Annotated in this window: 24 protein-coding genes; 14 read left to right on the top strand and 10 right to left on the bottom strand. The window is 71.8% G+C overall.

The features are described from left to right. Nucleotides 1–118 precede the first annotated feature (118 nt). Nucleotides 119–562, bottom strand: a complete 444-nt coding sequence (locus tag ACFV9H_RS26350; RefSeq protein WP_385402627.1) for a gamma-glutamylcyclotransferase family protein — start codon at nucleotides 560–562, stop codon at nucleotides 119–121. Nucleotides 563–731: 169 nt separating this feature from the next. Between ACFV9H_RS26350 and ACFV9H_RS26345 the strand changes: the two genes are divergently transcribed. From ACFV9H_RS26345 to ACFV9H_RS26330, 4 genes are all read left to right on the top strand, one after another. Next, nucleotides 732–1424, top strand: coding sequence for a hypothetical protein (locus ACFV9H_RS26345; RefSeq protein WP_385402625.1), 693 nt, complete (start codon nucleotides 732–734; stop codon nucleotides 1422–1424). Further along, complete coding sequence (locus ACFV9H_RS26340; RefSeq protein ID WP_385402622.1) at nucleotides 1421–2695, top strand: ATP-binding protein; 1275 nt, start codon at nucleotides 1421–1423, stop codon at nucleotides 2693–2695. The genes ACFV9H_RS26345 and ACFV9H_RS26340 overlap by 4 nt, the downstream gene beginning before the upstream one ends. Before the next feature lie 187 nt (nucleotides 2696–2882). Further along, nucleotides 2883–3425, top strand: a complete 543-nt coding sequence (locus ACFV9H_RS26335) for a hypothetical protein (RefSeq protein ID WP_385402619.1) — start codon at nucleotides 2883–2885, stop codon at nucleotides 3423–3425. Between the two features lie 131 nt (nucleotides 3426–3556). After that, the gene (locus tag ACFV9H_RS26330; protein WP_385402617.1) at nucleotides 3557–4183 is read left to right on the top strand and encodes a class F sortase; all 627 of its coding nucleotides are present in this window, start codon (nucleotides 3557–3559) and stop codon (nucleotides 4181–4183) included. Nucleotides 4184–4348: 165 nt separating this feature from the next. Here ACFV9H_RS26330 and ACFV9H_RS26325 read toward each other — a convergent pair whose 3' ends face one another. The 3 genes from ACFV9H_RS26325 to ACFV9H_RS26315 are packed head-to-tail and all read right to left on the bottom strand — an operon-like array spanning nucleotide 4349 to nucleotide 6768. Beyond that, a complete protein-coding gene (locus ACFV9H_RS26325) occupies nucleotides 4349–5125 on the bottom strand; it encodes a sulfite exporter TauE/SafE family protein (RefSeq protein ID WP_385402614.1) in 777 nt (258 codons plus the stop codon). A gap of 36 nt (nucleotides 5126–5161) precedes the next feature. Beyond that, nucleotides 5162–5458 (bottom strand): hypothetical protein, encoded by a 297-nt coding sequence (locus ACFV9H_RS26320; protein ID WP_385402612.1) that lies wholly within the window; start codon nucleotides 5456–5458, stop codon nucleotides 5162–5164. Nucleotides 5459–5472: 14 nt separating this feature from the next. Next, the gene (locus ACFV9H_RS26315) at nucleotides 5473–6768 is read right to left on the bottom strand and encodes a ferric reductase-like transmembrane domain-containing protein (RefSeq protein ID WP_385402610.1); all 1296 of its coding nucleotides are present in this window, start codon (nucleotides 6766–6768) and stop codon (nucleotides 5473–5475) included. A gap of 168 nt (nucleotides 6769–6936) precedes the next feature. Here ACFV9H_RS26315 and ACFV9H_RS26310 point away from each other — a divergent pair, with 168 nt between their 5' ends. From ACFV9H_RS26310 to nirD, 3 genes are read left to right on the top strand one after another with little or no spacing between them, the layout of a single operon-like run. Beyond that, a complete protein-coding gene (locus ACFV9H_RS26310; RefSeq protein WP_385402608.1) occupies nucleotides 6937–8271 on the top strand; it encodes an NAD(P)/FAD-dependent oxidoreductase in 1335 nt (444 codons plus the stop codon). 1 nt (nucleotide 8272) lies between these two features. After that, the gene (gene nirB, locus ACFV9H_RS26305) at nucleotides 8273–10801 is read left to right on the top strand and encodes a nitrite reductase large subunit NirB (protein WP_385402605.1); all 2529 of its coding nucleotides are present in this window, start codon (nucleotides 8273–8275) and stop codon (nucleotides 10799–10801) included. Further along, the gene (gene nirD / locus ACFV9H_RS26300; RefSeq protein WP_385402603.1) at nucleotides 10798–11130 is read left to right on the top strand and encodes a nitrite reductase small subunit NirD; all 333 of its coding nucleotides are present in this window, start codon (nucleotides 10798–10800) and stop codon (nucleotides 11128–11130) included. The genes nirB and nirD overlap by 4 nt, the downstream gene beginning before the upstream one ends. A 21-nt stretch (nucleotides 11131–11151) precedes the next feature. Here nirD and ACFV9H_RS26295 read toward each other — a convergent pair whose 3' ends face one another. Further along, nucleotides 11152–11562: a VOC family protein gene (locus ACFV9H_RS26295; protein ID WP_385402601.1), complete on the bottom strand. Its 411-nt coding sequence runs from the start codon at nucleotides 11560–11562 to the stop codon at nucleotides 11152–11154. A gap of 134 nt (nucleotides 11563–11696) precedes the next feature. Beyond that, nucleotides 11697–12158, bottom strand: a complete 462-nt coding sequence (locus ACFV9H_RS26290) for a group III truncated hemoglobin (protein ID WP_385402600.1) — start codon at nucleotides 12156–12158, stop codon at nucleotides 11697–11699. Between the two features lie 87 nt (nucleotides 12159–12245). Between ACFV9H_RS26290 and ACFV9H_RS26285 the strand changes: the two genes are divergently transcribed. Both ACFV9H_RS26285 and ACFV9H_RS26280 read left to right on the top strand, forming a co-directional pair. Further along, entirely contained in the window at nucleotides 12246–12803 is a 558-nt protein-coding gene (locus tag ACFV9H_RS26285; RefSeq protein ID WP_385402598.1) for a hypothetical protein, read from the top strand. 124 nt (nucleotides 12804–12927) lie between these two features. Next, nucleotides 12928–14088, top strand: coding sequence for an alkaline phosphatase PhoX (locus ACFV9H_RS26280; RefSeq protein ID WP_385402595.1), 1161 nt, complete (start codon nucleotides 12928–12930; stop codon nucleotides 14086–14088). A gap of 128 nt (nucleotides 14089–14216) precedes the next feature. Here ACFV9H_RS26280 and ACFV9H_RS26275 read toward each other — a convergent pair whose 3' ends face one another. From ACFV9H_RS26275 to dusB, 3 genes are all read right to left on the bottom strand, one after another. Continuing rightward, nucleotides 14217–15254, bottom strand: coding sequence for a helix-turn-helix domain-containing protein (locus ACFV9H_RS26275; RefSeq protein ID WP_385402593.1), 1038 nt, complete (start codon nucleotides 15252–15254; stop codon nucleotides 14217–14219). 386 nt (nucleotides 15255–15640) lie between these two features. Then, on the bottom strand, nucleotides 15641–18349 hold the full coding sequence (gene ppdK / locus ACFV9H_RS26270; RefSeq protein WP_385402590.1) for a pyruvate, phosphate dikinase: 2709 nt from the start codon (nucleotides 18347–18349) through the stop codon (nucleotides 15641–15643). A gap of 364 nt (nucleotides 18350–18713) precedes the next feature. Continuing rightward, a complete protein-coding gene (gene dusB / locus ACFV9H_RS26265) occupies nucleotides 18714–19874 on the bottom strand; it encodes a tRNA dihydrouridine synthase DusB (protein WP_385402587.1) in 1161 nt (386 codons plus the stop codon). A gap of 35 nt (nucleotides 19875–19909) precedes the next feature. Here dusB and ACFV9H_RS26260 point away from each other — a divergent pair, with 35 nt between their 5' ends. Next, nucleotides 19910–21358 (top strand): MFS transporter, encoded by a 1449-nt coding sequence (locus tag ACFV9H_RS26260; protein ID WP_385402584.1) that lies wholly within the window; start codon nucleotides 19910–19912, stop codon nucleotides 21356–21358. 15 nt (nucleotides 21359–21373) lie between these two features. Here ACFV9H_RS26260 and ACFV9H_RS26255 read toward each other — a convergent pair whose 3' ends face one another. Continuing rightward, on the bottom strand, nucleotides 21374–21829 hold the full coding sequence (locus ACFV9H_RS26255; protein ID WP_385402582.1) for a MarR family winged helix-turn-helix transcriptional regulator: 456 nt from the start codon (nucleotides 21827–21829) through the stop codon (nucleotides 21374–21376). 79 nt (nucleotides 21830–21908) lie between these two features. On the opposite strand from ACFV9H_RS26255, the gene ACFV9H_RS26250 reads away from it, so the two are divergent. From ACFV9H_RS26250 to ACFV9H_RS26235, 4 genes are all read left to right on the top strand, one after another. Further along, entirely contained in the window at nucleotides 21909–22265 is a 357-nt protein-coding gene (locus tag ACFV9H_RS26250; protein ID WP_385402581.1) for a DoxX family protein, read from the top strand. Between the two features lie 54 nt (nucleotides 22266–22319). Then, nucleotides 22320–23363 carry an aldo/keto reductase gene (locus tag ACFV9H_RS26245; RefSeq protein WP_385402578.1) on the top strand — a complete coding sequence of 348 codons (1044 nt, stop codon included), beginning with the start codon at nucleotides 22320–22322 and terminating at the stop codon, nucleotides 23361–23363. Between the two features lie 21 nt (nucleotides 23364–23384). Further along, the gene (locus ACFV9H_RS26240) at nucleotides 23385–23978 is read left to right on the top strand and encodes a TetR family transcriptional regulator (RefSeq protein WP_385402575.1); all 594 of its coding nucleotides are present in this window, start codon (nucleotides 23385–23387) and stop codon (nucleotides 23976–23978) included. A 137-nt stretch (nucleotides 23979–24115) separates the two neighbouring features. Then, nucleotides 24116–24826 carry a VC0807 family protein gene (locus tag ACFV9H_RS26235; RefSeq protein WP_385402573.1) on the top strand — a complete coding sequence of 237 codons (711 nt, stop codon included), beginning with the start codon at nucleotides 24116–24118 and terminating at the stop codon, nucleotides 24824–24826. Nucleotides 24827–24906: the final 80 nt, after the last annotated feature.

Raw genomic sequence — 24906 nt, 5'->3', positions numbered from 1 at the left:
GCCGCGTGGGGGCTCCGCCCCCAGACCCCCGGTCCTCAAACGCCGGACGGGCTGAACGGGCGCCTCAAACGCACGGCGAGGCTGGATCGGCCCGGCCGGAGCCCGCAGGGTGCGCGCCCTACCGTCGCAGCCAGTCCCCGCCCGGTATCTCCGTGCCCGACTCCGCCAGCCGGCGGGCCAGCAGTGGGGCCGCCACGTAGACCCAGGCGCGGACGGGCGTGCCGTCGGGGCGCAGGGCCTCGCAGGCGATCCGGTCGTACACGTTCCCCGGGCGGCCCGGGCCCCGGTACTCCTCCAGCAGGTCCAGCGCGGCCAACAGTTCCCCGTACGCGCCCGGCGTGGCGGTGATCAGGTCCCCGACGACGGCCGAGCCGCGCCGCTGGACCGCGTACGGATACCCGGGGCCGTCGTAGAGCGCCGCGTCCGGAAGGCTCGCGGGCTCTTCCGCGGCCGTGCGGCCGCGCAGGAACAGGTCGTGGTTGACCTCACCCGGCCGCAGCGTCCCGTAGACGAAGAACGGAAGCGGAGCGGGCGGGTCTTGTGGCCGGACGACCGATGTCACGGAGCCCTCCTTCGGGTATGGCGCGGCGGCCGCGGGCCGGGCCGAAAGTCCCGACTTTCCCGCGTCACTCCACCGTACGCACCGCTGTTACACAACCTCCCGGTGCCCGTGACCCCCGCCGTCTAGCGTCGGTCCCCCGACCCTTCCCGCCCCACGGTGCCCCCCTCACATGACGCCTTCGTCCCGCCGCTTCTCCGCCGCCCTGCTGTGCCTGTGCGCGGCCGTCGCCGCCGGCGGCTGCGCCACACCCGGCGGGCTCGGCGCGGCCTCGCCCGCGCCGCCCGTGTCCATGCAGCCCCGGCCCGAACCGCTCTGGCCGGCCTGGACCGAGTCCCCCGGCGCCGCGGTGGGCCGTCGGGAGCCCCCGCCGATGCCGCTGAAGAACGCCCCCGCGCCGGGCCCGAACGGACTGGTCGGGTTGGACGCCGGGCAGGTCGCCGGGGCGGACCCGCGGATGAAGCCGTACCTCGGGAAGGCCGACGCCCTCCGGGCTCCGGGCCGGGCAGGTGTGCGCCCGCCCGTCTACAAGGACCTGACGGGCGACGGGAACCCCGAACTGATCGTCGCCGCCGACGTGCCGACCGGCCGCTCGGCGCTGAGCGTCTACGCGGTGGCCGACGGAAAGATCGTCTCCGTCCTCTTCACGATCGGCCGGCAGCTGACGGCCGAGTCGATCGGCTCCGACCTGCTGGTCCGCATCGCCGCCGATGACGGCTCCGAGCAGGCCGTCCGCTACCACTGGGACGGCGACCGGATGTCGGTGGTCAACGACGAGCGGACCTTCCGCGAGACCGGCTCCGAGTGCGCCGTCGAATCCCCGGCGCCCGGCAGCTCCGCGCACGACGAGCGGAAGGCCCGGTGAGAGCCCCCCTGATCCGCTGCCGGCAGTTGGTGCGGGCGCTCGGCCTGCGCTGGAAGATCTCCGTCCTGCTCGCCGTCGGCTGCTCCCTCGTCGCGGTCGCCATCGGGCTCCTCATCCACGAGGCGCGCACCCGCCAGATCGGCGACGCGGCGCGCGCGAGCGCCACCGCCCAGCTGATCAGCGTACGGAAGCTGTACGAGCTCACCGGCCGGCTCGACTTCGACAAGGGCGGCGACGGCGACGGCCGGATCGACTCCCCGAACCTCCCCCACCCGCTGCGGGCCGCGGCCCTCGCCGGGCAGCGCAGCACCTACCTCGACTTGTCCGGCCCGGACCCGGCGGTGTGGGCCGCCCGGCCGATCGGCGGGGAACACGTGCTCTCCGTACGGCAGTCGCTGACGGCCGACCGCGACGAGCTGGCCGACCTGGACCGCAAACTCGTGGCGTACGGGGCGCTGGTCGTGGCGCTCGCGGCGACCGGCGGGGCGCTGCTCGCCAGCCGCCTGAGCCGGGAACTGCGGACGGCGGCGGAGACGGCCCGCCGGATCAGCGCGGGCGAACTGGACGCGCGGATCGGGCCGCCGGGGCCGCCGGGGAGCCGCGACGAGGTCGCCGAGCTGTCCTCGGCGGTCGACACGATGGCGGCCAGCCTCCAGCAGCGGCTTGAGGCCGAGCAGCGTTTCACCGCGGACGTGGCGCACGAGCTGCGGACCCCGCTGACCGGCCTGCACACCGCCGCCGAGCTGCTGCCCGCGGGGCGGCCGACGGAGCTGGTCCGGGACCGGGTCGCGGCGCTGCGGACCCTGACCGAGGACCTGCTGGAGGTGGCCCGACTCGACGCCAACAGGGAGGAGGCGCAGCTGGAGGCGCACCGGCTGGGCCCGCTGGTGGAGTCGGTCACGCGGCGCTCGGGGGTGCCCGCGCAGGTGTTCGGCGCGGCGCAGGAGGCGTACGTGCGCACCGACGTGCGGCGCCTGGAGCGCATCCTGACGAACCTGCTGGCCAATGCCCGGCGGCACGGCGGGGACCCGGTCACGGTGACGGTGGCGGGGACGACCGTGACGGTCCGGGACCGGGGGCCCGGTTTCCCGGAGCGGGTGCTGCGCGAGGGCCCGCAGCGGTTCCTGACGGGCACGACCGAGCGCGGCCAGGGCACGGGGTTGGGCCTGACCATCGCGCTCGGCCAGGCGCAGGTGATCGGCGCCAGGGTGACCCTCGCGAACGGGGAGCCTTCGGGTGCCGTGGCCACGGTGGCGCTGCCTTCGGCCTGAACCGTCCGCAAGGCGGCTGCTCACCCGGACGGGGTGGGGTGCCACGAATGGCCCCTCGCCCTCGCTGACGTGCGCAAACGCGGGGCGGCGGGCCGAGCGGGGCGATATCTGACGAGACATCAGCAGGCGCGCCTCGGGAGGGCCGGGTTACCTCGGAAACACGACCCCGTGTCTCCAGGAGAGCCCCATGCGCCGACGTACCGCACACGCGCTGACCGCGACCGCGCTGACCGCCGCCGCGTTCACCGGCCCGGTGGCGGGGGCGGCCCTGGCCACGGACCTCGGCATGGTGGGCTTCGCGCCCGGGGACTTCGCCCCGCTGGAGGTGTGGCCGAAGTCCGCCGCCCCCGGCGCCACGGTCACCGTGAACACCAGCGCCTGCGGCTCCGGCAGCCACGCCGAGGGCGATGCGACGACGGTCGGCGGCGGCCGGTTCAAGCTGGTCCCCACCACCCACAAGGAGGTGGTCGTGGGGCAGTTCCAGGTCGCCCGCGGCACCCACCCGGGGAGCTACGCCATCGGCGTGACCTGCGCGAACGGCAAGTTCGCCACCGGCGACCTGGTCGTCACCGAACGCGGCCCCCAGGGCCACGTCCACACCGGGGTGGGCGGTGGCACGACCACCACCACCGACCCCGCCAAGATCGCGGCGGGAGCGGCAGTGCTGGCCGCGACCGCCGTCGGCGGTACCTGGCTCCTGCGTCGCCGGGCGAGCGGCACGCGGAGCTGACGGACGCCCACCGCGGCTCCGGCCGCGGTCCGACCGGTACCGTCCCCCGTCGCCCACCCCGCGAGGTCCCCCCCGTTCGCGGGGCGGGCGACGGCCAGTCACCCCGACACGGACGCCGAGGGGAAATACGCATGGGTGGGGCCCAGAGGGGATTGCGGGGCCACGGCGGTCTCGTCGCGATCGCCGCCTGCGTCGGCATCTGGCTCGTGTCCAGCGGTTCCCGCGAGCCGGTCGGACCGCCGCTGCCCTCCCCCACCGAGGCCCTGACCGCCGGAGACGTCGGCCCGGGTATCGCGCCGCTCCCCGGCTCCCCTCCCCGGCGGATCCGGATCCCCTCCATCCGCGTCGACGCCCCGCTGACCGGACTCGGTCTGGAGCCGGGCGGCAGCCTCGAAGTGCCCCCGCCCGCCCGGCGCGACCTGGCCGGCTGGTACCGCGAAGGCACCACCCCGGGCGCCACCGGTACCGCGCTCGTCGCCGGGCACGTGGACGACTCCGCCGGCCCGGGGGTCTTCTACCACTTGGGCGCGCTGCGCCGGGGGGCGTCCATCGAGATCGCGCGCGCCGACGGGCGTACGGCGGTGTTCACGGTCCACGCGGTCGAGGTCTACGACGCCGGGGCCTTCCCCGACAGCCGTGTGTACGGCCCTTCGTCGCGCGCCGAGCTACGGGTGATCACCTGCGGCGGTGGATTCTCGCCGCGCACGGGCTACCGCGGGAACGTGGTCGTCTTCGCGCACCTCACGGGGACGTACTGACGACCTGGTGCTGTGGCCGGAAAGGTTTGCCGGGGCGCGGTGTTCGGTGCGGTGCATCGCGAGGCGGAGGACCGCGGCTCGTACTGGACGTACTCGCGCGGCCCGACAACGCGGCGAGGTGCCGTGCCAAGCGCCGCGACCCGGTGAACCTTTCCGGTCACAGCACTAGCCCCACTGTTCGAGGCCGAGCTTCACCACGAGCGCGCCCACCACCGTCAGCAGCACGGCGCGGACGAAGCCGCTGCCCTTCTTGAGCGCCATGTTGGCGCCGATCATGCCGCCGGCCAGGTTGAACACCGCCAGCAGCGCGGCCAACTGCCAAAGGACCATGCCCTGGTAGGCGAACATGGCGAGCGCCCCCGCGTTGGTGCAGGTGTTGACGATCTTGGCGGTCGCGGAGGCGGTGACCAGGTCGAGGTGGAGCAGGGCGGTCAGCGCGAGCACCAGGAAGGTGCCGGTGCCGGGGCCGATGAGGCCGTCGTAGAAGCCGATGCCGAGGCCGGCCAGTCCGATGGCCAGCAACACCCGCCGGCGGCTGACGGGCGAGGCGGCCGGGGCCGTACCGAAGGCGGGCCTGAAGAGCACGAATCCGGCGACGACCACCAGCACCACCATGATCAGCGGGCGGAGCGTGTCCTTGCCGATGCCCCCGGCGAGGGCGGCGCCGCCCATCGAGCCTGCGAGCGCGGCCAGGCCGATGCGGACGGCGAGCTTCACGTTCACCGGGGCCTTGCGCACGTACGTGATGGCCGCGCCGGCGGTGCCGACGATGGCCACGCCCTTGTTCGTGCCGAGGACGGTGGCGGGGTGGGCGTTCGGCAGGCCGAGGAGCAGGGCGGGCAGGAGCAGCAGGCCGCCGCCGCCCACCACCGCGTCGATCCAGCCGGCCGCCGCGGCGGCCACGCACAGCACGATGATCATGGTCATTGATATGTCAGGCACGGTCACGACCCTATGGAGCATTGGGTGTAGTCGCCATCAATCACCGGAAACTTGCGCAAAGATTGAGCCTTGCCGCTCCGCGACCCGGTCCGGGGCCACCGGAGCGGCCGGGTCCAGGACCGCCGTCAGCACGCTCGCGGCCAGAGCACTGGCCAGCCCCAGCCCGACCGCCAGGCGCTGCGCGGGCCGTACGCAAACCAGCGCGGAGGCCAGGGCGGAGTTCAAGGCGGAGTTCAGGGCGGACGGCCTGCCGGGCTTTCGGTGCCGGGCCGTCCGGGCTGCCGCGGCGACGGGCACGGGCACGGACACGGTGACGTGGAGCGGATGGCGCACGGTGCGGTGACCTCTCAGAAGCTGAAGCACTCGGAATGGACACGACCGGCCGGCACCCCGGCCCGCAGCAGCGCGGCCCGGGTCGCGTCGGCCATCCCCGGCGGCCCGCACAGGTACACGTCGTGCTCGGCCAGGTCCGGCACCAGCGCGGCCAGCGCCTGCGGAGCGAGCGGGTCGTAGGCGGCGCCCGACGGACCGAGCAGGTAGTGCAGCCCCGCCTGCCGCTCGGCGGCGATGGCCTCCAGCTCGGAGCGCAGTACGAGGTGCTCCTCGGCCCCGGCCCGGTAGAGGAGGGTGATGTCCCCGGGGCCGCCGGGCAGGGTCTCGAACAGGGCCCGCATCGGGGTGATGCCGACCCCGCCGGCGATGAGCAGCACCTTGGGCCGGGTCCGCCGGGCGGCGGTGAGCGCGCCGAACGGCCCGGTGGCCAGGACCCGCGTGCCGGGGCGCAGCCGACGGATCCGCCGGGAGTGGCCGCCGAGCCCCTTGACGGTGATCCGCAGGGTGTTCCCGTACACCGGCGCGGACAGCGAGAACGGCAGGGCCGTGTGCCACAGCCGCCGCTCCAGGAACCGCCAGCGCAGGAACTGCCCCGGCTCCGCGCGCAGCTCCGCCAGGTGCTCCCCGCGGATGACGACGGAGACCACCCCGGGCCCCTCGGCCCGCACCTCCGCCACCCGCAGTGCGTGCCGCAGGGCCTGCCGTACGGGGACCACCGCGCGGTACCAGACCAGCAGGACCGCGACCACGGTGTGGGCGAGCGTCCAGAACCAGGCGACCGGGGCGAGGTCGGGCCCGGCGATCTGGTGCGCGAAGGCGAGGGCGGCCGCGAGGTACACGAGCAGGTGGACGCCGCGCCAGGTTTCGTGCGACACCCGGCGGCGTACGGCCCGGGCGGAGGTCACGCCGACCGCGACCAGGAGGACGGTCCCGGCCGCGGCGGCGGCGAGCGCGGGGTAGCCGAGCAGCTCCCGGACGGCGGAGACCACGTCGACCTCCTCGTGCACGGCGTATCCGAGCAGGGCGAACAGCCCGTGCCCGAAGCAGAGCAGCAGGACGTACCGGCCGCCGAGGGCGTGCCAGCGGGCGAGCCGGTCGGCGCCGACGCCGTGCTCGACGGCGGGCACCCGGGCCATCAGGAACAGCAGCACGAGCACCCCGTAGCCGGCGAGCAGGCCGGTCAGGTGCGCGGCGGTGGCGAACAGCGCGTCGGGCCGGGCCGAGGGCCGCACCTGCGCCGCCCAGAGCAGTGCCACCACCCCCGCCCCGCCGAGCATCCCGCCCCTGACCCGCACCACCGCATCTCGCATACGAAGCACGCTAAGCGCCCGCGCGGGTGCCCGGCGGCGGCGCGGATGATCCTTAAGCCCGCCTTGAGGAACGCCTCACCGACCCTTAACCCCTGCGCTGAGGTCGGCGTTCCGTCCGGGTAACAGGGGCGATGCGGCGGGGAAACAGCGGCCGCGCACGCTCTTGCCATGACCTCGGAACAGCGTGTGGTGGTGATCGGCGGCGGCCTCGCGGGCCTGCGACTCGCCGCGCGGCTGAACGGTGCGGCGGCGGTGACCGTCCTCGGCGAGGAGAGCCACGTCCCGTACAACCGGGTGCTGCTCGCCGAGGTGCTGGCGGGCCGGTACGCACCGGAGGTGACCGCCCTCCCGGCGGTCGGGCCGGCTCTGCGGCGGGGGGTCCGCGCGGTCCTCGTCGACCGCGCCGACCGGACCGTCCACTGCGACGACGGCGCGGCGCTCCCGTACGACACCCTGGTGCTGGCCACCGGCTCGAACGCGGTGCTGCCGCCGCTGCGGGGGCTGTTCGAGCCGGAGGGCCGGGACCTCCCCGACGGGGTCCACGCCTTCCGCACGATGGACGACTGCCTGGCCTTGTCTGCGGCCGTACGCCCCGGGGTGCGCGTGGTGGTGATCGGCGGGGGACTCCTGGGCGTCTCGGCGGCCCGTGCGCTCGCCGCGCGGGGTGCGCAGGTGGTGCTGGCCCAGCAGGGCGAGCGCCTGATGGAACGCCAGCTGGACGCCGATGCCGCTGCGCTGCTGCACAGCCACCTGACCTCACTCGGCGTGGAGATCCACACGGAATGCCGGGTCCGCGGCCTGGTCACGACCGGTTCGCCCGCGGCTCCGCTGCCGGGTCTCCGCCCCGAAACGGACGGCATCAGCCGAAATCCAGCCCCTCCGGCGTTTGAGGAGCGGGGTCCGGGGCGGAGCCCCGGCAACGGCGCCGCACGGGGCAACCGCCGGGTCACCGGGGTCGAGCTCGCCGACGGGTACCGGCTCGACGCCGACGTCGTCGTGCTCGCCTGCGGCGTACGGCCCCGCACGGGACTGGCCCAGGCCGCCGGGCTGGAGATCCGCAAGGGCATCGTGGTCGACGACCAGCTCCGCACCAGCGACCCCCGCATCCACGCCATCGGCGACTGCGCCGAACACGCCGGCCAGGTGTACGGCCTGGCCGGCCCCGCCCTGGAGCAGGCCGACGCCCTCGCCGCGGTCCTGACCGGCGACCCCACCCCCTACGCCGGGACCCGCGCCCTCACCCGCCTCACCCTTCCCGGCACCGGGGACTCCCTCGATCTCGCCGCCTTCGGCGAGACCACCCCCCGCCCGGGCGACGACGTGGTCCGCCTCGCCGACGCCACCCGCCGGACCTACCGGAAGGTCGTCCTGCGAGGCGACCGACTCGTCGGCGGGGTGCTGCTGGGCGAGCTCTCCACGGTGGGGGCCCTCGCCCGCACCTGGGAGGGCGACGAAACACCGCACGACCTGTTCCACCTGCTCACCGACGACGGAGGCCACTGACATGACCGTGACCGAGCCCTTGCCCACGATCGTGCTCATCGGGCACGGCATGGTCGGCCAGCGCTACCTCGAAGCACTCGCCGAGCGCGGGGTCACTGCCACGCACCGGATCACCGTGCTCTGCGAGGAGCCCCGGCCCGCCTACGACCGCGTGCACCTGACGTCGTACTTCTCCGGCAGCACCCCCGAGGACCTGTCCCTGACGCCCCCCGGCTTCATGGCGGAGCACGGCATCGCCCTCCACCTCGACGACCCGGCCGAGCACATCGACCGGGCCGCCCGCACCGTCACGTCCCGCTCCGGGCAGGTGTTCCCGTACGACGTCCTGGTGCTGGCCACCGGCAGCTACCCCTTCGTGCCGCCCATCTTCGGCAAGGACGCGCCCGGCTGCTTCGTCTACCGCACCATCGAGGACCTCCTCGCGATCGAGGAGTACGCGAAGGGCCGCACCTGCGGCGCGGTCGTCGGCGGTGGGCTGCTCGGGCTGGAGGCCGCCGGCGCCCTGCAGGGGCTCGGGCTCGACACCCGCGTCGTCGAGTTCGCCCCGCGCCTGATGCCCGTACAGGTCGACGAGGGCGGCGGCGCCGCCCTGCTGCGCACCATCGAGAACATGGGCATCACCGTCCACACCGGCGTCGGTACCCAGGAGGTACTGATCGGCGAGGACGGCCACGTCAACGGAATGCGGCTGACCGACGGGTCCGCCATCGACACGGACCTGGTCGTCTTCTCCGCCGGTGTCCGGCCCCGCGACCAGCTGGCCCGCGCCGCCGGGCTGTACATCGGCGAGCGCGGCGGCATCACCGTGGACTCCCGCTGCCGCACCTCCGACCCGTCCGTCTACGCGATCGGCGAGTGCGCCCTGGCCGTCGACGGCCGGGTCTACGGCCTGGTCGCCCCCGGCTACGAGATGGCCGAGACCGCCGCCGACGATCTGCTGGGCCGGGAGAAGGAGTTCACCGGAGCCGACCTCTCCACCAAGCTCAAGCTGCTCGGTGTGGACGTGGCCTCCTTCGGCGACGCGCACGGCACCACCGCCGACAGCCTCGACGTCGTCTGGTCCGACTCCCGCTCCGGGGTCTACAAGAAGCTGGTCGTCTCCCCCGAAGGTGTCCTCCTCGGCGGGGTCCTGGTCGGCGACGCGGACTCGTACGGTCTGCTGCGCCCGCTCACCGGGAGCGTGCCGCCCGTCGCCCCCGAGCAGCTGGTACTGCCCCCCGGCCTCGGCGCGCCGGTCGCGCTCGGCCCGTCCTCGCTCCCCGACCACGCGGTGATCTGCTCCTGCCACAACGTCACCAAGAAGGCCATCACGGCCCACACCACCCTCCCCGAGGTCAAGAAGTGCACCAAGGCGGGCACCGGCTGCGGTGGTTGCCTCAAGGTGATCGGGCAGCTGCTGCCGGCCGCCGCCGACAAGGGACTGTGCGGCTGCTTCCCCTTCACCCGCGCCGAGCTGTACGAGATCGTCCGCACCCGCCGCCTGACCTCGTACGAGGAGCTCCTCGACGGGCACGGCCGCCCGGAGGCCCGCGGCGGCGACGGCTGCGAGGTCTGCAAGCCCACCGTCGGCTCGATCATCGCCTCGCTCGCTCCGACCCTCGGCGCGAGCGGCTACGTCCTCGACGGGGAGCAGGCCGCGCTCCAGGACACGAACGACCACTTCCTCGCGAACATGCAGCGCAACGGCTCGTACTCGGTCGTGCCGCGCATCCCCGGGGGCGAGATCACCCCCGACAAGCTGATCGTGATCGGCGAGGTGGCCCGGGACTTCGGCCTCTACACGAAGATCACCGGCGGTCAGCGGATCGACCTCTTCGGCGCCCGCGTGGACCAGCTCCCCCGGATCTGGGCCCGGCTCGTCGACGCCGGCTTCGAGTCCGGACACGCGTACGGGAAGGCCCTGCGGACGGTGAAGTCCTGCGTGGGACAGACCTGGTGCCGCTACGGGGTCCAGGACAGCGTGAAGATGGCCATCGACCTGGAGCTGCGCTACCGGGGTCTGCGCGCCCCGCACAAGCTCAAGTCGGCGGTCTCCGGCTGCACCCGCGAGTGCGCCGAGGCGCAGAGCAAGGACTTCGGGGTCATCGCGACGGCCGCCGGGTGGAACCTGTACGTCGGCGGCAACGGCGGGGCCACCCCGCGCCACGCCGACCTCCTCGCCCAGGACCTGTCGGACGCCGAACTGGTCCGGCTCATCGACCGGTTCCTGATGTTCTACATCCGCACCGCGGACCGGCTGGAGCGGACTTCCGCCTGGCTGGAGCGGCTGGAGGGCGGCCTGGAGCACCTGCGTGACGTGATCGTGCACGACTCGCTCGGGCTCTGCGCGGAGCTGGAGTCCCTGATGGCCGACCACGTGGCGCACTACCGGGACGAGTGGGCCGAGACGCTCCAGGACCCGGAGCGGCTGCGCCGGTTCGTGTCCTTCGTCAACGCGCCCGGCGCCCCCGACCCGACCGTGAAGTTCGTGCCCGAGCGCGACCAGGTCAAGCCCGACCTGGCCGTCCTGACGATCGGAGGAGTCCGATGACCGTGGAACTGCAGGTGGCGGAAGGCTGGCTGACGGTGTGCGAGCTGTCCGCCCTGACCCCCGGGCGCGGGGTGGCGGCGCTGCTGCCCGACGGGAGCCAGGCCGCGGTGTTCGTGGACCGCGCGGGGCACACGTACGCCATCGGGAACCAGGACCCCTTCACCGGGGCGCAAGTGCTCTCCCGGGGCCTGCTGGGTGCCGCGGCGGGCCGGCCCTTCGTGGCCTCGCCGCTGCTGAAGCAGCGCTTCGACCTGGAGTCGGGGCGCTGCCTGGACGACGAGGAGGTGGCGGTCCGGACGTACCCGGTGCGGACCGCCGCGACCTCGTAGCGGGCGGGGAAGCCGTTCGGCTCAGCCCTGGACGGCGGCCGGGTCCATCCACACGAACTCCCAGACGTGGTGGTCCAGGTCCTCGAAGGCGCGGCCGTACATGAAGCCCATGTCCATGGCCGGGCGGGGTTCGGTGCCGCCCGCCGCCAGGGCGGCGTCGACGATCTCGTCGACCTTCTCGCGGCTGTCGGCGCTCAGGGCCACCATCACCTCGGTGGTGGCGGAGGCGTCGGCGATCGGCTTGGTCGCGAAGGTCTTGAAGTGGGCCTCGGTCAGCAGCATCGCGAAGATCGTGTCGCTGATGACCAGACAGGCCGCGTTCTCGTCGGTGAACTGCGGGTTCGTGGAGTAGCCGAGCTTCTCCCAGAAGGCCTTGGTGGCGTCCAGGTCCTTGACCGACAGGTTGACGAAGATCATCTGGGGCTGGGACATCTCGGTCTCTCTTCTCTCGCGTGGTGTGCGCTGCTTTCGAGGGGTAGACCGGGGGCCCGGAGGAAACTCATCGCTCGTCGCGAAGTTTTTTCGAGATTTCTTCCAGGCCCCGCCCGGCGTGGCGAAACCGCAGGTCAGGCCACGGAGCGCAGCTCCAGCGCCGCCAGCGGGACGAAGCCGAGGCCGTCCTCGCTCTCCATGGACACCTCCCGGCCCGCGAGCCGCTTGTGCAGGGTCAGGGCGATCCGCTCGCCCTGCGCCTTGGCCCGCTCCGCGTTGGGCCCGCGGTGCAGCCCGTCGATGGTCGCGTGCCACAGCTGCACCCAGCGGCCGAAGTCCGCGGCGGTCATCGCCCGCGCCGAGTTCAGCGCGGCGTGCGGGGCGAAGGCGTTGCGGCGGTAGTCGGCGCTGCGGAAGAGGGCGCGTTCCCAGAAGTCGGTGATGCGGGGCAGGTGGACCTCCAGGTCCGTGCCCGCGATCTCGGTGAAGAACGGCCCGATCCGCGCGTCGGCGAAGGCGGCCGTGTAGAAGCGGCGCAGCACGACGTCGAGGTCGGCGCGGCCCGTGATGTCGGCGTCGGCGGCGAAGTGGTTCATGAGTCCACCATCCTCTCGCACCGGCGGCCTCCCCAGGGGAGAAAGTCCCACGCTGCCGGGGCGTCCGGCTCGCAGTAGCGTCGGGGCATGGCCGTCAAGAAGATCACCGAGAAGCTGTCGGACGAGGCCCTGGCCGCCGAGACCGGACGGGACTGGTCCGCGTGGTTCGCCGAGCTCGACGGGTGGGGTGCGACCGGGCACACGCACACCGAGATCGCTCGCCGGCTCGTGGCGGAGTACGGGGTGAGCGGCTGGTACGCGCAGTCCGTCACGGTCGGCTACGAGCAGGAACGTGGCATGCGCGAGGTCGGGCAGTCCTGCGACGGGGACTGGCAGACGAGCTCTTCGCGCACCGTGGGCGCCGCCGCCGAGCGGGTCACCGAGGCCTTCACGGACGGCGCGGTGCGCGAGCGTTGGCTGCCGCACGCGGATTTCTCCGTACGCACGCACCGGCCCGGCAAATCCGTCACCGCCGACTGGGACGGCGGCAGCAGCCGTATTTCCGTCTATCTCACCCCCAAGGGCCCGGACCGTACGCAGGTGGGACTGGGGCACACGAAACTGGCCGACGCGGACGCCGTGGCGGTCTACAAGGCCTTCTGGAAAGAGCGGCTCGACGCCCTGAAGTCCCTCCTCGAGGATTGAACTCGTAGCGGTCGCTCGTGCGTCATGAGGAATTGCCTTCACGTCAACTCGGTGCTCCTAGGTTCCTGGACGCGTGCGACCCGTGCCCGACCGGACACGGGGCCTTCCTCCCTCAGGAGTGACCGTGGAACGTCGTACCTTCCTGCGCGGCGCCGTCATCGGCTCGTCGGCCGCCGCCTTCGGCGGGACGCTGATGCACGGGGCCGCCTACGCGGCGCCCGCCCAGCCCGGCGCCGGGCCCTACGGGGCCCTCGGCTCGGCGGACGCGAACGGCATCATGCTGCCCGCCGGCTTCAGCAGCCGCGTGATCGCCCGGTCGGGCCAGAACGTCGGCTCCACCTCGTACAAGTGGCACAGCGCCCCCGACGGCGGCGCGTGTTTCGCCGACGGCACGGGCTGGATCTACGTGTCGAACTCGGAGATCAACCCCTCCGGCGGAGCGAGCGCGGTGAAGTTCAACTCGTCGGGCACCATCACCGGCTCCTACCGGATCCTCTCCAACACCCGGCAGAACTGCGCGGGCGGCAAGACCCCCTGGAACACCTGGCTGTCCTGCGAGGAGGTCAGCCTCGGCTACGTCTACGAGACCGACCCCTACGGCGTGAACGCGGCAGTCCAGCGCCCGGCGATGGGCAAGTTCAAGCACGAGGCGGCCGCCGCCGACCCGGTGCGTCAGGTGATCTACCTGACCGAGGACGAGTCGGACGGCTGCTTCTACCGCTTCATCCCCAACACCTGGGGCAACCTCTCCTCGGGCACCCTCCAGGTCCTGAAGGCCGGCACCGCCACCTCGGGCTCCTTCACGTGGCAGAACGTCCCGGACCCGGACGGCTCCCCGACGACCACCCGCACCCAGGTCTCCGGCGCGAAGAAGTTCAACGGCGGCGAGGGCTGCCACTACGCCAACGACACGGTCTGGTTCACCACCAAGGGCGACAACCGCGTCTGGCAGCTGAACCTCGCGAACAGCACGTACGAGCTGGCCTACGACGACTCGCTCGTCCCCGGCGGCGCGGCCCCGCTGACGGGCGTGGACAACGTGACCGGGTCCTCGTACGGCGACCTGTACATCGCCGAGGACGGCGGCAACATGGAGATCTGCCTGATCACCCCGGACGACGTGGTCGCCCCGTTCCTGCGGATCACCGGCCAGTCCTCCTCGGAGATCACCGGCCCCGCCTTCTCCCCCGACGGCACCCGCCTGTACTTCTCCAGCCAGCGCGGCACGAGCGGCAGCTCGACGGGCGGCATCACATACGAGGTGACGGGCCCCTTCCGAGTCTGACCCCTTCCGGGCGCATTCCCGGCCCCGCGTTTGAGGCGCGGGGGCTCGGGGCAGCGCCCCCGCAACTGCGCCGCACGGCACCACCGGCCGCACCCCGGCGGGTTCAACCCACCGGGGTGCGGCCACCGTCATGACGCCACGGCCCCACCCTTCAGCAGCGCAGCCCCCAGCGGCGTCACGGTGTGCAGCACCGCGTTCCCGTGCCGAAGCGTCGTCACCAGACCCGCCTCCCGCATCACGCACGCGTGCTGGCTCGCGGAGGCCAGCGAGACCCCGGCCCGGCGGGCCAGTTCACTGGTGGTGGCCCCGTCCCCTATGGCCCGCAGTACCACCGAGCGAGTGTGCCCGACGAGCTTGCCCAGGGTGCGGACCCGCTGCTCCTCCAGCGCCGGCCGCGCCGACTCGCCACCCGTCGGCGCGGAGGCCAGCTGCGCGGCGGCCGGGTAGACCAGCACCGGCGGCAGCTCCGGGTCGTGCAGGGTCACCGCGGTGCGCCGGCAGAAGAAGGACGGCTGGAGCAGCAGCCCGCGCCCCCGTAGCCGTACGTCCCGGTCCACGGGGTAGTCGCACTCCAGCACGGGCGCCCGCCAGCGCAGCATCGGCGGCAGCGAGGCCAGCAGTTCGTCCGCGCCCCCGTCCAGCAGGGCGCGCCCGCGCGCGGCCCGCTCGGCCTCGATCTGGGCCTGGATGTGGGTCCAGTACGGCTCCACGGCCGCGCGGTGGTACGCGCGCAGCTCGCCCAGCAGCCTGGGCAGGTGCTTGGTGCCGTCCTCCATGAACTCCCGCAGCCGCGGCGACACGCCCGCGCCCGCGCCTCCGGCACCGACGCCACCGGCACCGGCACCGCCGCCCAGCAGTCGCAGCTCCCGCCGCATGCGCTCGGGGCGGATGCCGCGCAGGGCGTCGAGGCCCACGTCCCACCCGTACTGCCCCTCGACGGGCGTCAGGAAATCAGGAAAATAACCCTTGCTCGGTATAACCATACCGAGCATGCGTGTTTCACTGTTCAACCTGATTCGTGATTCCGTCCGCCATTCACCGAACAACCGGACATCTCGCCGGTCTCTTAAGCGATGAAAGCTGAGAATCGTTTCCCACAACGCATCGGGACGCCCTGCCATCCGTACGCGTGCCAGGTCCACTCCAGTGAAATGGATACGCAGCACCGAACCCCCACCTGTGCAACCGCAATCCCCCCGCCCCATGAGTATGCATGCCGTCACACGTGGTCACCACGCCCTTTCGGCCACAGTTGAAACCCCTTTCGGCAGAGCCGTGACAACCGAAATCCTGTACTCCGCCGGGCACACTCCGATGCGACCGAAACGCTCCGCGAAGGCCGTGGGGGGCTTTGCGGGGCCTGGCGGTCGGTCGCACGGGAAGCGCCGACGTGCCCGGCAGAATGACAGCGGCGGTGGACGGGTGGGGATCCGTCCACCGCCTGCTGGCGTAAAGGTTTGTTGAACAAGAAAAAATAGGCGCGTCTGCCCTCGGGGGTCAGGGATCCCGGGGGCAGACGCGCCGTCTTGGAGGGCCTTCTCAGGGCCGGGGGTCAGCGGCTGTCGCTGCCCTTCGCCTCGGCGGCCGCACGACCGGCCTCCAGGCGCGCCACCGGAATCCGGAAGGGCGAGCAGGAGACGTAGTCGAGGCCGACCTCGTGGAAGAAGTGGACGGACTCGGGGTCGCCGCCGTGCTCACCGCAGACGCCGAGCTTGAGGTCGGGGCGGGTGGCCCGGCCCAGCTTGGCCGCGTGCCGGACCAGGGAGCCGACGCCGTCCTTGTCGATGGTCTCGAACGGCGAGACCCCGAAGATGCCCTTCTCCAGGTACGCGGTGAAGAAGCTGGCCTCGACGTCGTCGCGGGAGAAGCCCCACACCGTCTGGGTCAGGTCGTTCGTGCCGAAGGAGAAGAACTGCGCGGCCTCGGCGATCTGGTCGGCGGTCAGCGCGGCGCGCGGCAGCTCGATCATGGTGCCGATGGTCAGCTTGAGGCTGGTGCCGGTGGCGGCCTCGACGTCGGCGATGACCTGGTCGGCCTCCTCGCGGACGATCTCCAGCTCCTGGACGGTGCCCACGAGCGGGACCATGATCTCGGCGCGGGGGTCGCCCTTGGCGTTCTTGCGCTCGGCCGCGGCCTCGGCGATCGCCCGGACCTGCATCTTGAACAGGCCGGGGATGACCAGGCCGAGGCGGACGCCGCGCAGACCCAGCATCGGGTTCTGCTCGTGCAGCTTGTGCACGGCCTGGAGCAGGCGCAGGTCGTTCTCGTTGGCGTCCTTGCGGGACTCGGCGAGGGCGACGCGCACCGACAGCTCGGTGATGTCGGGCAGGAACTCGTGCAGCGGCGGGTCGAGCAGGCGGACCGTGACGGGCAGGCCGTCCATCGCCTCGAACAGCTCGACGAAGTCCTTCTTCTGCAGCGGCAGGAGGGCACTCAGTGCCTCCTCGCGCTCCTCGTCGGTGTCCGCGAGGATCAGCCGCTCCACCAGTTCGCGGCGCTCACCGAGGAACATGTGCTCGGTGCGGCACAGGCCGATGCCCTGGGCGCCGAAGCGGCGGGCGCGCAGCGCGTCCTCTGCGTTGTCGGCGTTGGCACGCACCCGCAGGCGGCGGACGCGGTCCGCGTAGGCCATGATCCGGTGCACGGCGGCGACGAGCTCGTCGGCGTCGTCGGCGCCGGCGTGCATGCGGCCCTCGAAGTATTCGACGACCGGGGAGGGTACGACCGGTACCTCACCGAGGTAGACCTTGCCGGTGGAGCCGTCGATGGAGACGACGTCTCCCTCTTCGATGACCGTTTCGCCGACCGTCATCCGGCGGCGCTTGGTGTCGACGTCGAGCTCCTCGGCGCCGCAGACACAGGTCTTGCCCATGCCGCGGGCGACGACGGCCGCGTGGGAGGTCTTGCCGCCGCGCGAGGTCAGGATGCCCTCGGAGGCGATCATGCCGTCCAGGTCGTCCGGGTTGGTCTCGCGGCGGATCAGGATGACCTTCTCGCCCGAACGGGACCACTTGACGGCCGTGTACGAGTCGAAGACGGCCTTGCCGACCGCCGCGCCCGGGGAGGCGGCGATGCCGCGGCCGAGCAGCTCGGTCTTGGCGCCCTCGTCGAAGCGCGGGAACATCAGCTGGGCCAGCTGGTGGCCGGTGACGCGCTGGAGGGCCTCGGCCTCGTCGATCAGGCCCTGGTCCACGAGCTGGGTGGCGATGCGGAAGGCGGCGCCGGCGGTGCGCTTGCCGACGCGGGTCTGCAGCATCCACAGCTGGCCGCGCTCGATGGTGAACTCGATGTCGCAGAGATCCTTGTAGTGGTTCTCCAGCGTCGTCATGATCGTCATGAGCTGGTCGTACGAGGCCTTGTCGATGGCCTCCAGGTCCGCGAGCGGCACGGTGTTGCGGATGCCCGCGACGACGTCCTCGCCCTGGGCGTTCTGGAGGTAGTCGCCGTAGACGCCCGCGTGGCCGCTGGCCGGGTCGCGGGTGAAGGCGACGCCGGTGCCGGAGTCGGGGCCCAGGTTGCCGAAGACCATGGAGCAGATGTTGACCGCGGTGCCCAGGTCGCTCGGGATGCGCTCCTGGCGGCGGTAGAGCTTGGCGCGGTCGGTGTTCCACGAGTTGAAGACCGCCTCGACGGCGAGGTCGAGCTGCTCGCGGGCGTCCTGCGGGAACTCGCGACCGGCTTCCTTCGCCACGATCTTCTTGAAGACCTTGACCAGCTTCTTCAGGTCGGCGGCGTCGAGGTCCGTGTCGACGGTGACCTTCTTGGCGGCCTTGGCCTCGTCGAGGGCGTCCTCGAAGAGCTCCCCGTCGATGCCGAGGACGGTCTTGCCGAACATCTGCACCAGGCGGCGGTACGAGTCCCACGCGAAGCGCTCGTTGCCGGCCTGGGCGGCGAGGCCGGTCACGGACTCGTCGGAGAGGCCGATGTTGAGGACGGTGTCCATCATGCCGGGCATCGAGAACTTGGCGCCGGAACGCACGGAGACCAGCAGCGGGTCGTCCGACTGGCCGAGCTTCTTGCCCATCTTCGTCTCGAGGGCGGCAAGGTGGGCGCTGACCTCGTCGCGCAGCGCGGCCGGGGCCGTACCGCTTTCGAGGTAGACCTTGCAGGCCTCGGTGGTGATGGTGAAGCCGGGGGGCACCGGGAGACCAAGGTTGGTCATCTCGGCGAGGTTGGCTCCCTTGCCGCCGAGAAGGTCCTTGAGGTCGCGGTTGCCCTCGGTGAAGTCGTAGACGAACTTCTGATCTTTGTTTTCCGACACGGGTCTCGACTCCTCGAGGCTCGGTGGCTGCCCTGACGGCCAGGAACATACCCAGATCGAAGGCTTATGGGTACGTCCACTTGGCCGTCATACGGCTGTAACCACCCGTGCGCCAGCAGATCGAAAGTAACTCACGAGTAATCAGAAAGTACGAAGACCGTTCACAACCCGAAGGGAGGGAGGGCGTTTGAGGCATGTCCCCGCTCGGATGAGCGATCATCGATACATTTGCGTTCAAGTATTGAACACACAAAGGGTGGCACCCAGTGCCACCCTTTGAAAGTCTTACCCGTGACTTCTGCGCTCATCTGAGCGAAACCTCACCCATGCGTGGCGTATATCACGCGCCACGCAGGGCGATTTGTCAGCCGCCGGAGGTGTCCAGTTCGGCTTCCTCGCTCACACCCGCGCAGTCGTACGGGTCCTTCAGCCAGCCCTCCGGCAGGACAACTCGGTTGTTTCCGGACGTCCGGCCACGCGGGCCGTCCGCGCTCTCGGGCCAACCCTGGTCCAGGTCCAGCTCGCTCAGATGAGCGTCAAGTTCGGCCAGCGAAGAGGTCACCGCGAGCCTGCCCCGCATCTCGGAGCCCACCGCGAAGCCCTTGAGGTACCAGGCGACGTGCTTACGGAAGTCGATCACCCCGCGCGCCTCGTCCCCGATCCACTCCCCCAGCAGCTGCGCGTGGCGGAGCATGGTGCCCGCGACCTCGCGCAGCGTGGGCTTGTGGAAGTCCTCGGGACGCCCCTCGAAGGCCGCCACGAGGTCGTTGAACAGCCACGGCCGCCCCAGGCAGCCGCGCCCGACGACCACGCCGTCGCAGCCGGTCTCGCGGACCATGCGCAGCGCGTCCTCGGCGCACCAGATGTCGCCGTTGCCGAGCACCGGGATCTCCGGCACGTGCTCCTTGAGCCGCGCGATGGCGTCCCAGTCCGCGGTGCCGCCGTAGTGCTGGGCGGTGGTGCGGCCGTGCAGGGCGATGGCGGTGATCCCCTCCTCGACGGCTATCCGGCCGGCGTCGAGGTAGGTGAGGTGCTCGTCGGTGATGCCCTTGCGCATCTTCATGGTCACCGGCAGGTCGCCGGCGCCCGCGACGGCCTCGCGCAGGATCGCGCGCAGCAGGTTCCGCTTGTAGGGCAGGGCCGAGCCGCCGCCCTTGCGGGTCACCTTGGGCACGGGGCAGCCGAAGTTCAGGTCGATGTGGTCGGCACGGTCCTCTTCGACGATCATGCGGACCGCCTTGCCGACCGTCACGGGGTCGACCCCGTACAGCTGAATCGACCGGGGCTTCTCGGTCTCGTCGAAGTGGATCAGCTGCATGGTCTTCTCGTTGCGCTCGACCAGGGCGCGTGTCGTGATCATCTCGCTCACGAACAGCCCCTTGCCGCCCGAGAACTCCCGGCAGAGGGTACGGAACGGGGCATTGGTGATGCCGGCCATGGGGGCGAGCACCACCGGGGGCTGCACGGTGTGCGGGCCGATCGCGAGAGGCGGGGGGAGCGTGGTCATCCGCCCATTGTCCCGCATGCCGCGCCCATGGGTGCGGACGTACCATCGGCCGCATGATCGAGACGAGTTCCAGGCAGCGCACGCTCGTCCTGGCGATCTGCTGCATGAGCCTGCTGATCGTCAGCCTGGACAACACCGTCCTCAACGTCGCGCTCCCCACCATGCGCGGTGACCTGCACGCCTCGGTCGCGGGCATGCAGTGGACCATCGACGCCTACACCCTCGTGCTGGCCTCGCTGCTGATGCTCATGGGCTCCACCGCCGACCGGATCGGGCGGCGCAAGGTGTTCGTCACCGGCCTGGTGCTCTTCACCGCCGGTTCCCTGCTGTGCTCGCTCGCCCCCGGACTGGAGTGGCTCGTCTTCTTCCGGATGGTCCAGGCGGTCGGCGGCGCGATGCTCAACCCGGTGGCGATGTCGATCATCACCAACACCTTCACCGATCCGGCCCAACGGGCCCGGGCCATCGGCGTGTGGGGCGCGGTCGCGGGCATCTCCATGGCCGCGGGGCCCCTGGTCGGCGGTCTGCTGGTCGATTCCGTGGGCTGGCGCTCGATCTTCTGGGTCAACCTGCCGATCGGGCTCGCGGCGCTCGTGCTGACCCTGCGCCACATCCCCGAGTCCCGGGCGGCCCGGCCGCGGCGCCCGGATCCGGTGGGACAGCTGCTGGTCATGGCCCTGCTCGGCTCCGTGACGTACGGGATCATCGAGGCGCCGACCGCCGGCCCGCGCTCGCCGCTGATCGTGGGCTGCGCCCTGGTGGCCGTCGTCTCGCTGGTGGGTCTGCTGCTCTACGAGGCCCGGCGCGAGGAGCCGCTGATCGATCTCCGGTTCTTCCGGAGCGCGCCGTTCAGCGGGGCGACCGTGATCGCGGTCAGCGCCTTCGCCTCGATGGCCGGCTTCCTCTTCCTGAACACCCTGTACCTCCAGGACGTCCGGGGGCTGGACGCGCTGCACGCCGGGCTCTACATGCTGCCGATGGCCGCCATGACCTTCGCCGTCGCTCCGCTGTCGGGGCGGCTCGTGGGCAGCCGCGGGCCCCGGCTGCCGCTGCTGATCGCGGGCGCCGCGATGGGCGGGAGCGGGCTGCTGTTCGCCGCCTTCGGGGGCGAGACGTCCACCGCGCTGTTGTTCACCGGGTACGTGCTCTACGGCCTCGGCTTCGGCATGGTGAACGCCCCGGTCACCAATACGGCCGTCTCCGGGATGCCGCGCTCCCAGGCGGGCGTCGCCGCCGCGATCGCCTCCACCAGCCGCCAGACCGGCAGCACGCTGGGAGTCGCCATCGTCGGCGCGGTCCTGGCGGCCGGGCTGGCGGACGGCCGTGAGTTCACCGGGGCGGCGATCCCGGCGTGGTGGATCATCACGGTGTGCGGGGCGCTCGTCCTGGTGCTGGGCGCGGCGACGACCAGTGCCTGGGCGCTGGGTACGGCGGACCGCGCGGCCCGCGCCCTGGAGGAGCCCGTCAACCCTGCGGCGGAAGCGGGCGTCCCGCGCGCGTGAGGCCCTGGCGGGCCGCTATTCGTCGCACTTGAAGTCCTCGGCCGAGGTGTTGACCCGGTCGAGGAGGCCGCGCAGGAGCTCGCGCTCCTGACCCGTCAGACCGGCGAAAATGCCGCCTTCGACCTCGTCGAGGGCGGCGTTCGTCGTGCCCAGGGCGGCTTCGCCCGCCGCGGTGATGGCCACGTTGTGGCGGCGGCGGTCGGCCGGGTCCCGGCGGCGTTCGGCCAGGCCGTCGCCCTCCAGGTCGTTCAGGATGCCGACGAGCACGCTCGGGTCGACCTCCAGCCGATCGGCGAGGGCCCGCTGGCTGATGGGGCCGTCCTCCAGGTGCATCAGCGTCATCGCGTGCCGGGGGGTGAGCCCGGCGGCGCTGAGCGCCTTCTTCATGCGGGTCTGGGTGATCGATCCGTGCCAGGCGAGCAGCAGGCCCAGCCGCTGCGGGGGGTGCGGTCCGTCCTGATCTGCCGTCATGTGTCACATCGTAGCAATGGAGAAATGATTGCATGGATCATATCGTTGATGCTATTCAATGATTAGCAATCATCGACTGTTGGAGATTTCCATGTTCATCGCCTACGCCGTCGTCGGCGGCCTCCTCGCCCTGGTCCTCACGGCTTCCGCCACCTTCACGCTCCAGCGCAACGACCAGATCGTCGCGAGCATGCGACGCGTCCAGGTCCCGGACTCCTGGCTGCCGCGACTGGCCGGCCTCAAGGCGGCCGGCGCGATCGGCCTGGTCGCGGGCCTGTGGGTCACTCCGCTCGGCGTCGCCGCGGCGACCGGCGTGACCCTCTACTTCGTCGGCGCGGTCATCGCCCACCTGCGCGCCAAGGACTACGAACTCGCCCCGGCGGCCGTGCTCACGCTGGTCGCGGCGGCCGCGCTGGCGCTGCGGACCCTGGCCTGACACTGACGAGTGACAGATATTGAAATCTGTCACTCGTCATGCCATTCTCGTTTCATGACGACGAACGAGAGCACCATCGCGACCACCGACCACCGCGGCCACCGCACCCTCGGCAGCACCGGCCCCGACGTCTTCCCGTTGGGGCTGGGCTGCATGGGGATGTCCGCCCTCTACGGGACGGCGGACCGCGCCGAGTCCATCGCGACCATCCACGCCGCCCTGGACGCCGGCGTCACGCTGCTCGACACCGGCGACTTCTACGGCATGGGCCACAACGAGCTGCTGATCAACGAAGCCCTGCGCACCGCGCCCGCCGCGGCCCGCGAGCAGACACTGACCAGCGTCAAGTTCGGCGCCCTGCGCACGGTCGAGGGTGGCTTCACCGGCTACGACGGCCGGCCCGAGGCCGTCAAGAACTTCCTGGCCTACTCGCTCCAGCGGCTCGGCCGGGACCACATCGACATCTACCGGATCGCCCGCGTGGACCCGTCCGTGCCGATCGAGGAGACCGTCGGAGCCATCGCCGAGGCGGTCGAGGCCGGGCACGTGCGCCACATCGGTCTCTCCGAGGTCGGCGCCGACACCCTGCGCCGGGCCGCCGCCGTGGCCCCGATCGCCGACCTCCAGATCGAGTACTCGCTGATCTCCCGCGGCATCGAGGCCGAGATCCTGCCGACGGCGCGCGAGCTGGGCATAGGCGTGACCGCGTACGGGGTGCTCTCCCGCGGCCTGATCAGTGGCCACTTCACCCGGGACCGTACGCTGGGCCCGGGCGACTTCCGCGGTATGAGCCCCCGCTTCCAGGGCGACAACCTCGATCGGAACCTCGATCTGGTCGACGCCCTGCGCAAGGTCGCCGAGAGCAAGGGCGTGAGCGTCGCCCAGACCGCCATCGCCTGGGTGCTCTCCCGCGGCGAGGACATCGTGCCGCTGATCGGCGCCCGGAGCCGGGAGCGGCTGGCCGAGGCACTGGGTGCCATGGAGATATCCCTCGGCGACGCCGACCTGGCCGCGATCGAGGAGGCCGTGCCGGTCGGCGCCGCGGCCGGGGACCGTTATCCGGCGGCGCAGATGGCCCACCTCGACAGCGAGCGCTGAGCCGGCGGTACGGTCTTGTCCATGCCCCCTGCCGCGACTGAGCCCCTGACACCCGAGCGCATCCTCGAAACCACCGAGGAAGTGCTGCGCCGCTTCGGCCCGACCAAGGCGACCGTGGTGGACGTGGCCCGCGCCCTGGGCGTCAGCCACGGCAGCGTGTACCGGCACTTCCCGTCGAAGGCCGCCCTGCGGGAGGCCGTCACGGACCGCTGGCTCGCCAAGAGCGTCGTCATGCTGGAGGAGATCGCCTCGGCGCCCGCCGAGAGCGCGTCCTCCAAGCTGGAGACGTGGCTGGAGGCGCTCTTCGAGGCCAAGCGGCACAAGTCCGGCGACGATCCCGAGCTCTTCGCCACCTACACGGTGCTGCTCGCCGAGAACAGCGGTGTGGTCGAGACACACCTGAACGAGCTGATCGACCAGTTGGCCCGGATCATCGCCGAAGGTGTCGCGGCGGGCACGCTCGCCGCCGATGACGTGCCGGCGGCGGCCCGTGCGGTCTTCTACGCCACCGGCCGCTTCCACGACCCGCAGTACGCGGCCGACTGGCACTCGCCCACGATCCTCGCCGAGTTCGAGGCGGTGACCGCTCTGGTCATCCGGGGCCTGCGCGCCTGACGCGGAGATCGAACCTGTCCGGAACGAGTCGGTCCGGACGGCTTGGTGATCATTTTAGTGGCCTCGCCTTGTACATGTCATCGACATGTCCTTACGGTCCCCCTACCGCACTCATCAGGCACGTTCCAGGGGGAACCTTGTCAGCCCAAGTAGCCCGACCCGCACCTCCCGCCCGCTCAGGGGCCGCGACCGCCCTCGGCTGGATCCTGACCATCGGCCTCAATGTGGTCGCGCCGATCATCACCTACAACACGCTCGTCGACGATCACGGTTGGAGCGAGTTCTCGGCACTGCTCCTCAGCAGCGCCTGGCCGGTGCTCGACAGCGTCATCAGCCTGGCCTGGCGGCGCAAGCTCGACGAATTCGCCGTCGTCACCCTGGTCTTCATCGTGATCACGGCCGTCGTCTCGCTCGTCGGCGACCACTCGGCCAGGACCCTGCTGATCAAGGACTCCGCGGTGACGGGCCTGTTCGGGCTGCTCTGCCTGTCCACGCTGGCCGCGGCGCGCCCGCTGATGTTCTACTTCGGCCGCAAGTTCGCCACCGACGGCACCCCGGAGAGCACCGCCTGGTGGAACGGCCTGTGGCAGTACGAGGGCTTCCGCACCACCATGCGCACCATGACCCTGGTCTGGGGCGTGGCCTACGTGATCGAGGCACTGGTCCGGATCGTGCTGGCGTACGTCCTGGACACCAAGACCATGGTCACCCTCAGCCCCGTCATGATCTACGGGGTCCTGGGCGCGCTGGGCATCTGGACCGCGCTCTACGGAAAGCGGTCCCAGGCCGAGGGCGAGCGCCGCGCGGCCGAGGCGGCGGCCGCCGCCGAGCAGTCCACGGCGATCTGACCGGACCGCGGGAAGCGAAAAGACCCGTGGGCCCGGGGGCGGGTAGCCCCGCCGGGCCCCCGGCATGTTTAATTGCCCCC

The sequence above is a fragment of the Streptomyces sp. NPDC059874 genome, assembly GCF_042731135.1.
Taxonomy (GTDB): Bacteria; Actinomycetota; Actinomycetes; order Streptomycetales; family Streptomycetaceae; genus Streptomyces.
Note: the sequence above shows the minus strand (reverse complement) of the source record. Positions and strands in the feature narration are given on the sequence as shown.

Bases quoted from the DNA above. Each gene is read 5' to 3' on its own strand.
- ACFV9H_RS26345 (WP_385402625.1), top strand. From the start codon at position 732: ATGACGCCTTCGTCCCGCCGCTTCTCCGCCGCCCTGCTGTGCCTGTGC.
- ACFV9H_RS26335 (WP_385402619.1), top strand. From the start codon at position 2,883: ATGCGCCGACGTACCGCACACGCGCTGACCGCGACCGCGCTGACCGCC.
- ACFV9H_RS26330 (WP_385402617.1), top strand. From the start codon at position 3,557: ATGGGTGGGGCCCAGAGGGGATTGCGGGGCCACGGCGGTCTCGTCGCG.
- ACFV9H_RS26315 (WP_385402610.1), bottom strand. From the start codon at position 6,768: ATGCGAGATGCGGTGGTGCGGGTCAGGGGCGGGATGCTCGGCGGGGCG.
- ACFV9H_RS26310 (WP_385402608.1), top strand. From the start codon at position 6,937: ATGACCTCGGAACAGCGTGTGGTGGTGATCGGCGGCGGCCTCGCGGGC.
- nirB (WP_385402605.1), top strand. From the start codon at position 8,273: ATGACCGTGACCGAGCCCTTGCCCACGATCGTGCTCATCGGGCACGGC.
- nirD (WP_385402603.1), top strand. From the start codon at position 10,798: ATGACCGTGGAACTGCAGGTGGCGGAAGGCTGGCTGACGGTGTGCGAG.
- ACFV9H_RS26295 (WP_385402601.1), bottom strand. From the start codon at position 11,562: ATGTCCCAGCCCCAGATGATCTTCGTCAACCTGTCGGTCAAGGACCTG.
- ACFV9H_RS26290 (WP_385402600.1), bottom strand. From the start codon at position 12,158: ATGAACCACTTCGCCGCCGACGCCGACATCACGGGCCGCGCCGACCTC.
- ACFV9H_RS26285 (WP_385402598.1), top strand. From the start codon at position 12,246: ATGGCCGTCAAGAAGATCACCGAGAAGCTGTCGGACGAGGCCCTGGCC.
- dusB (WP_385402587.1), bottom strand. From the start codon at position 19,874: ATGCGGGACAATGGGCGGATGACCACGCTCCCCCCGCCTCTCGCGATC.
- ACFV9H_RS26260 (WP_385402584.1), top strand. From the start codon at position 19,910: ATGATCGAGACGAGTTCCAGGCAGCGCACGCTCGTCCTGGCGATCTGC.
- ACFV9H_RS26255 (WP_385402582.1), bottom strand. From the start codon at position 21,829: ATGACGGCAGATCAGGACGGACCGCACCCCCCGCAGCGGCTGGGCCTG.
- ACFV9H_RS26245 (WP_385402578.1), top strand. From the start codon at position 22,320: ATGACGACGAACGAGAGCACCATCGCGACCACCGACCACCGCGGCCAC.
- ACFV9H_RS26240 (WP_385402575.1), top strand. From the start codon at position 23,385: ATGCCCCCTGCCGCGACTGAGCCCCTGACACCCGAGCGCATCCTCGAA.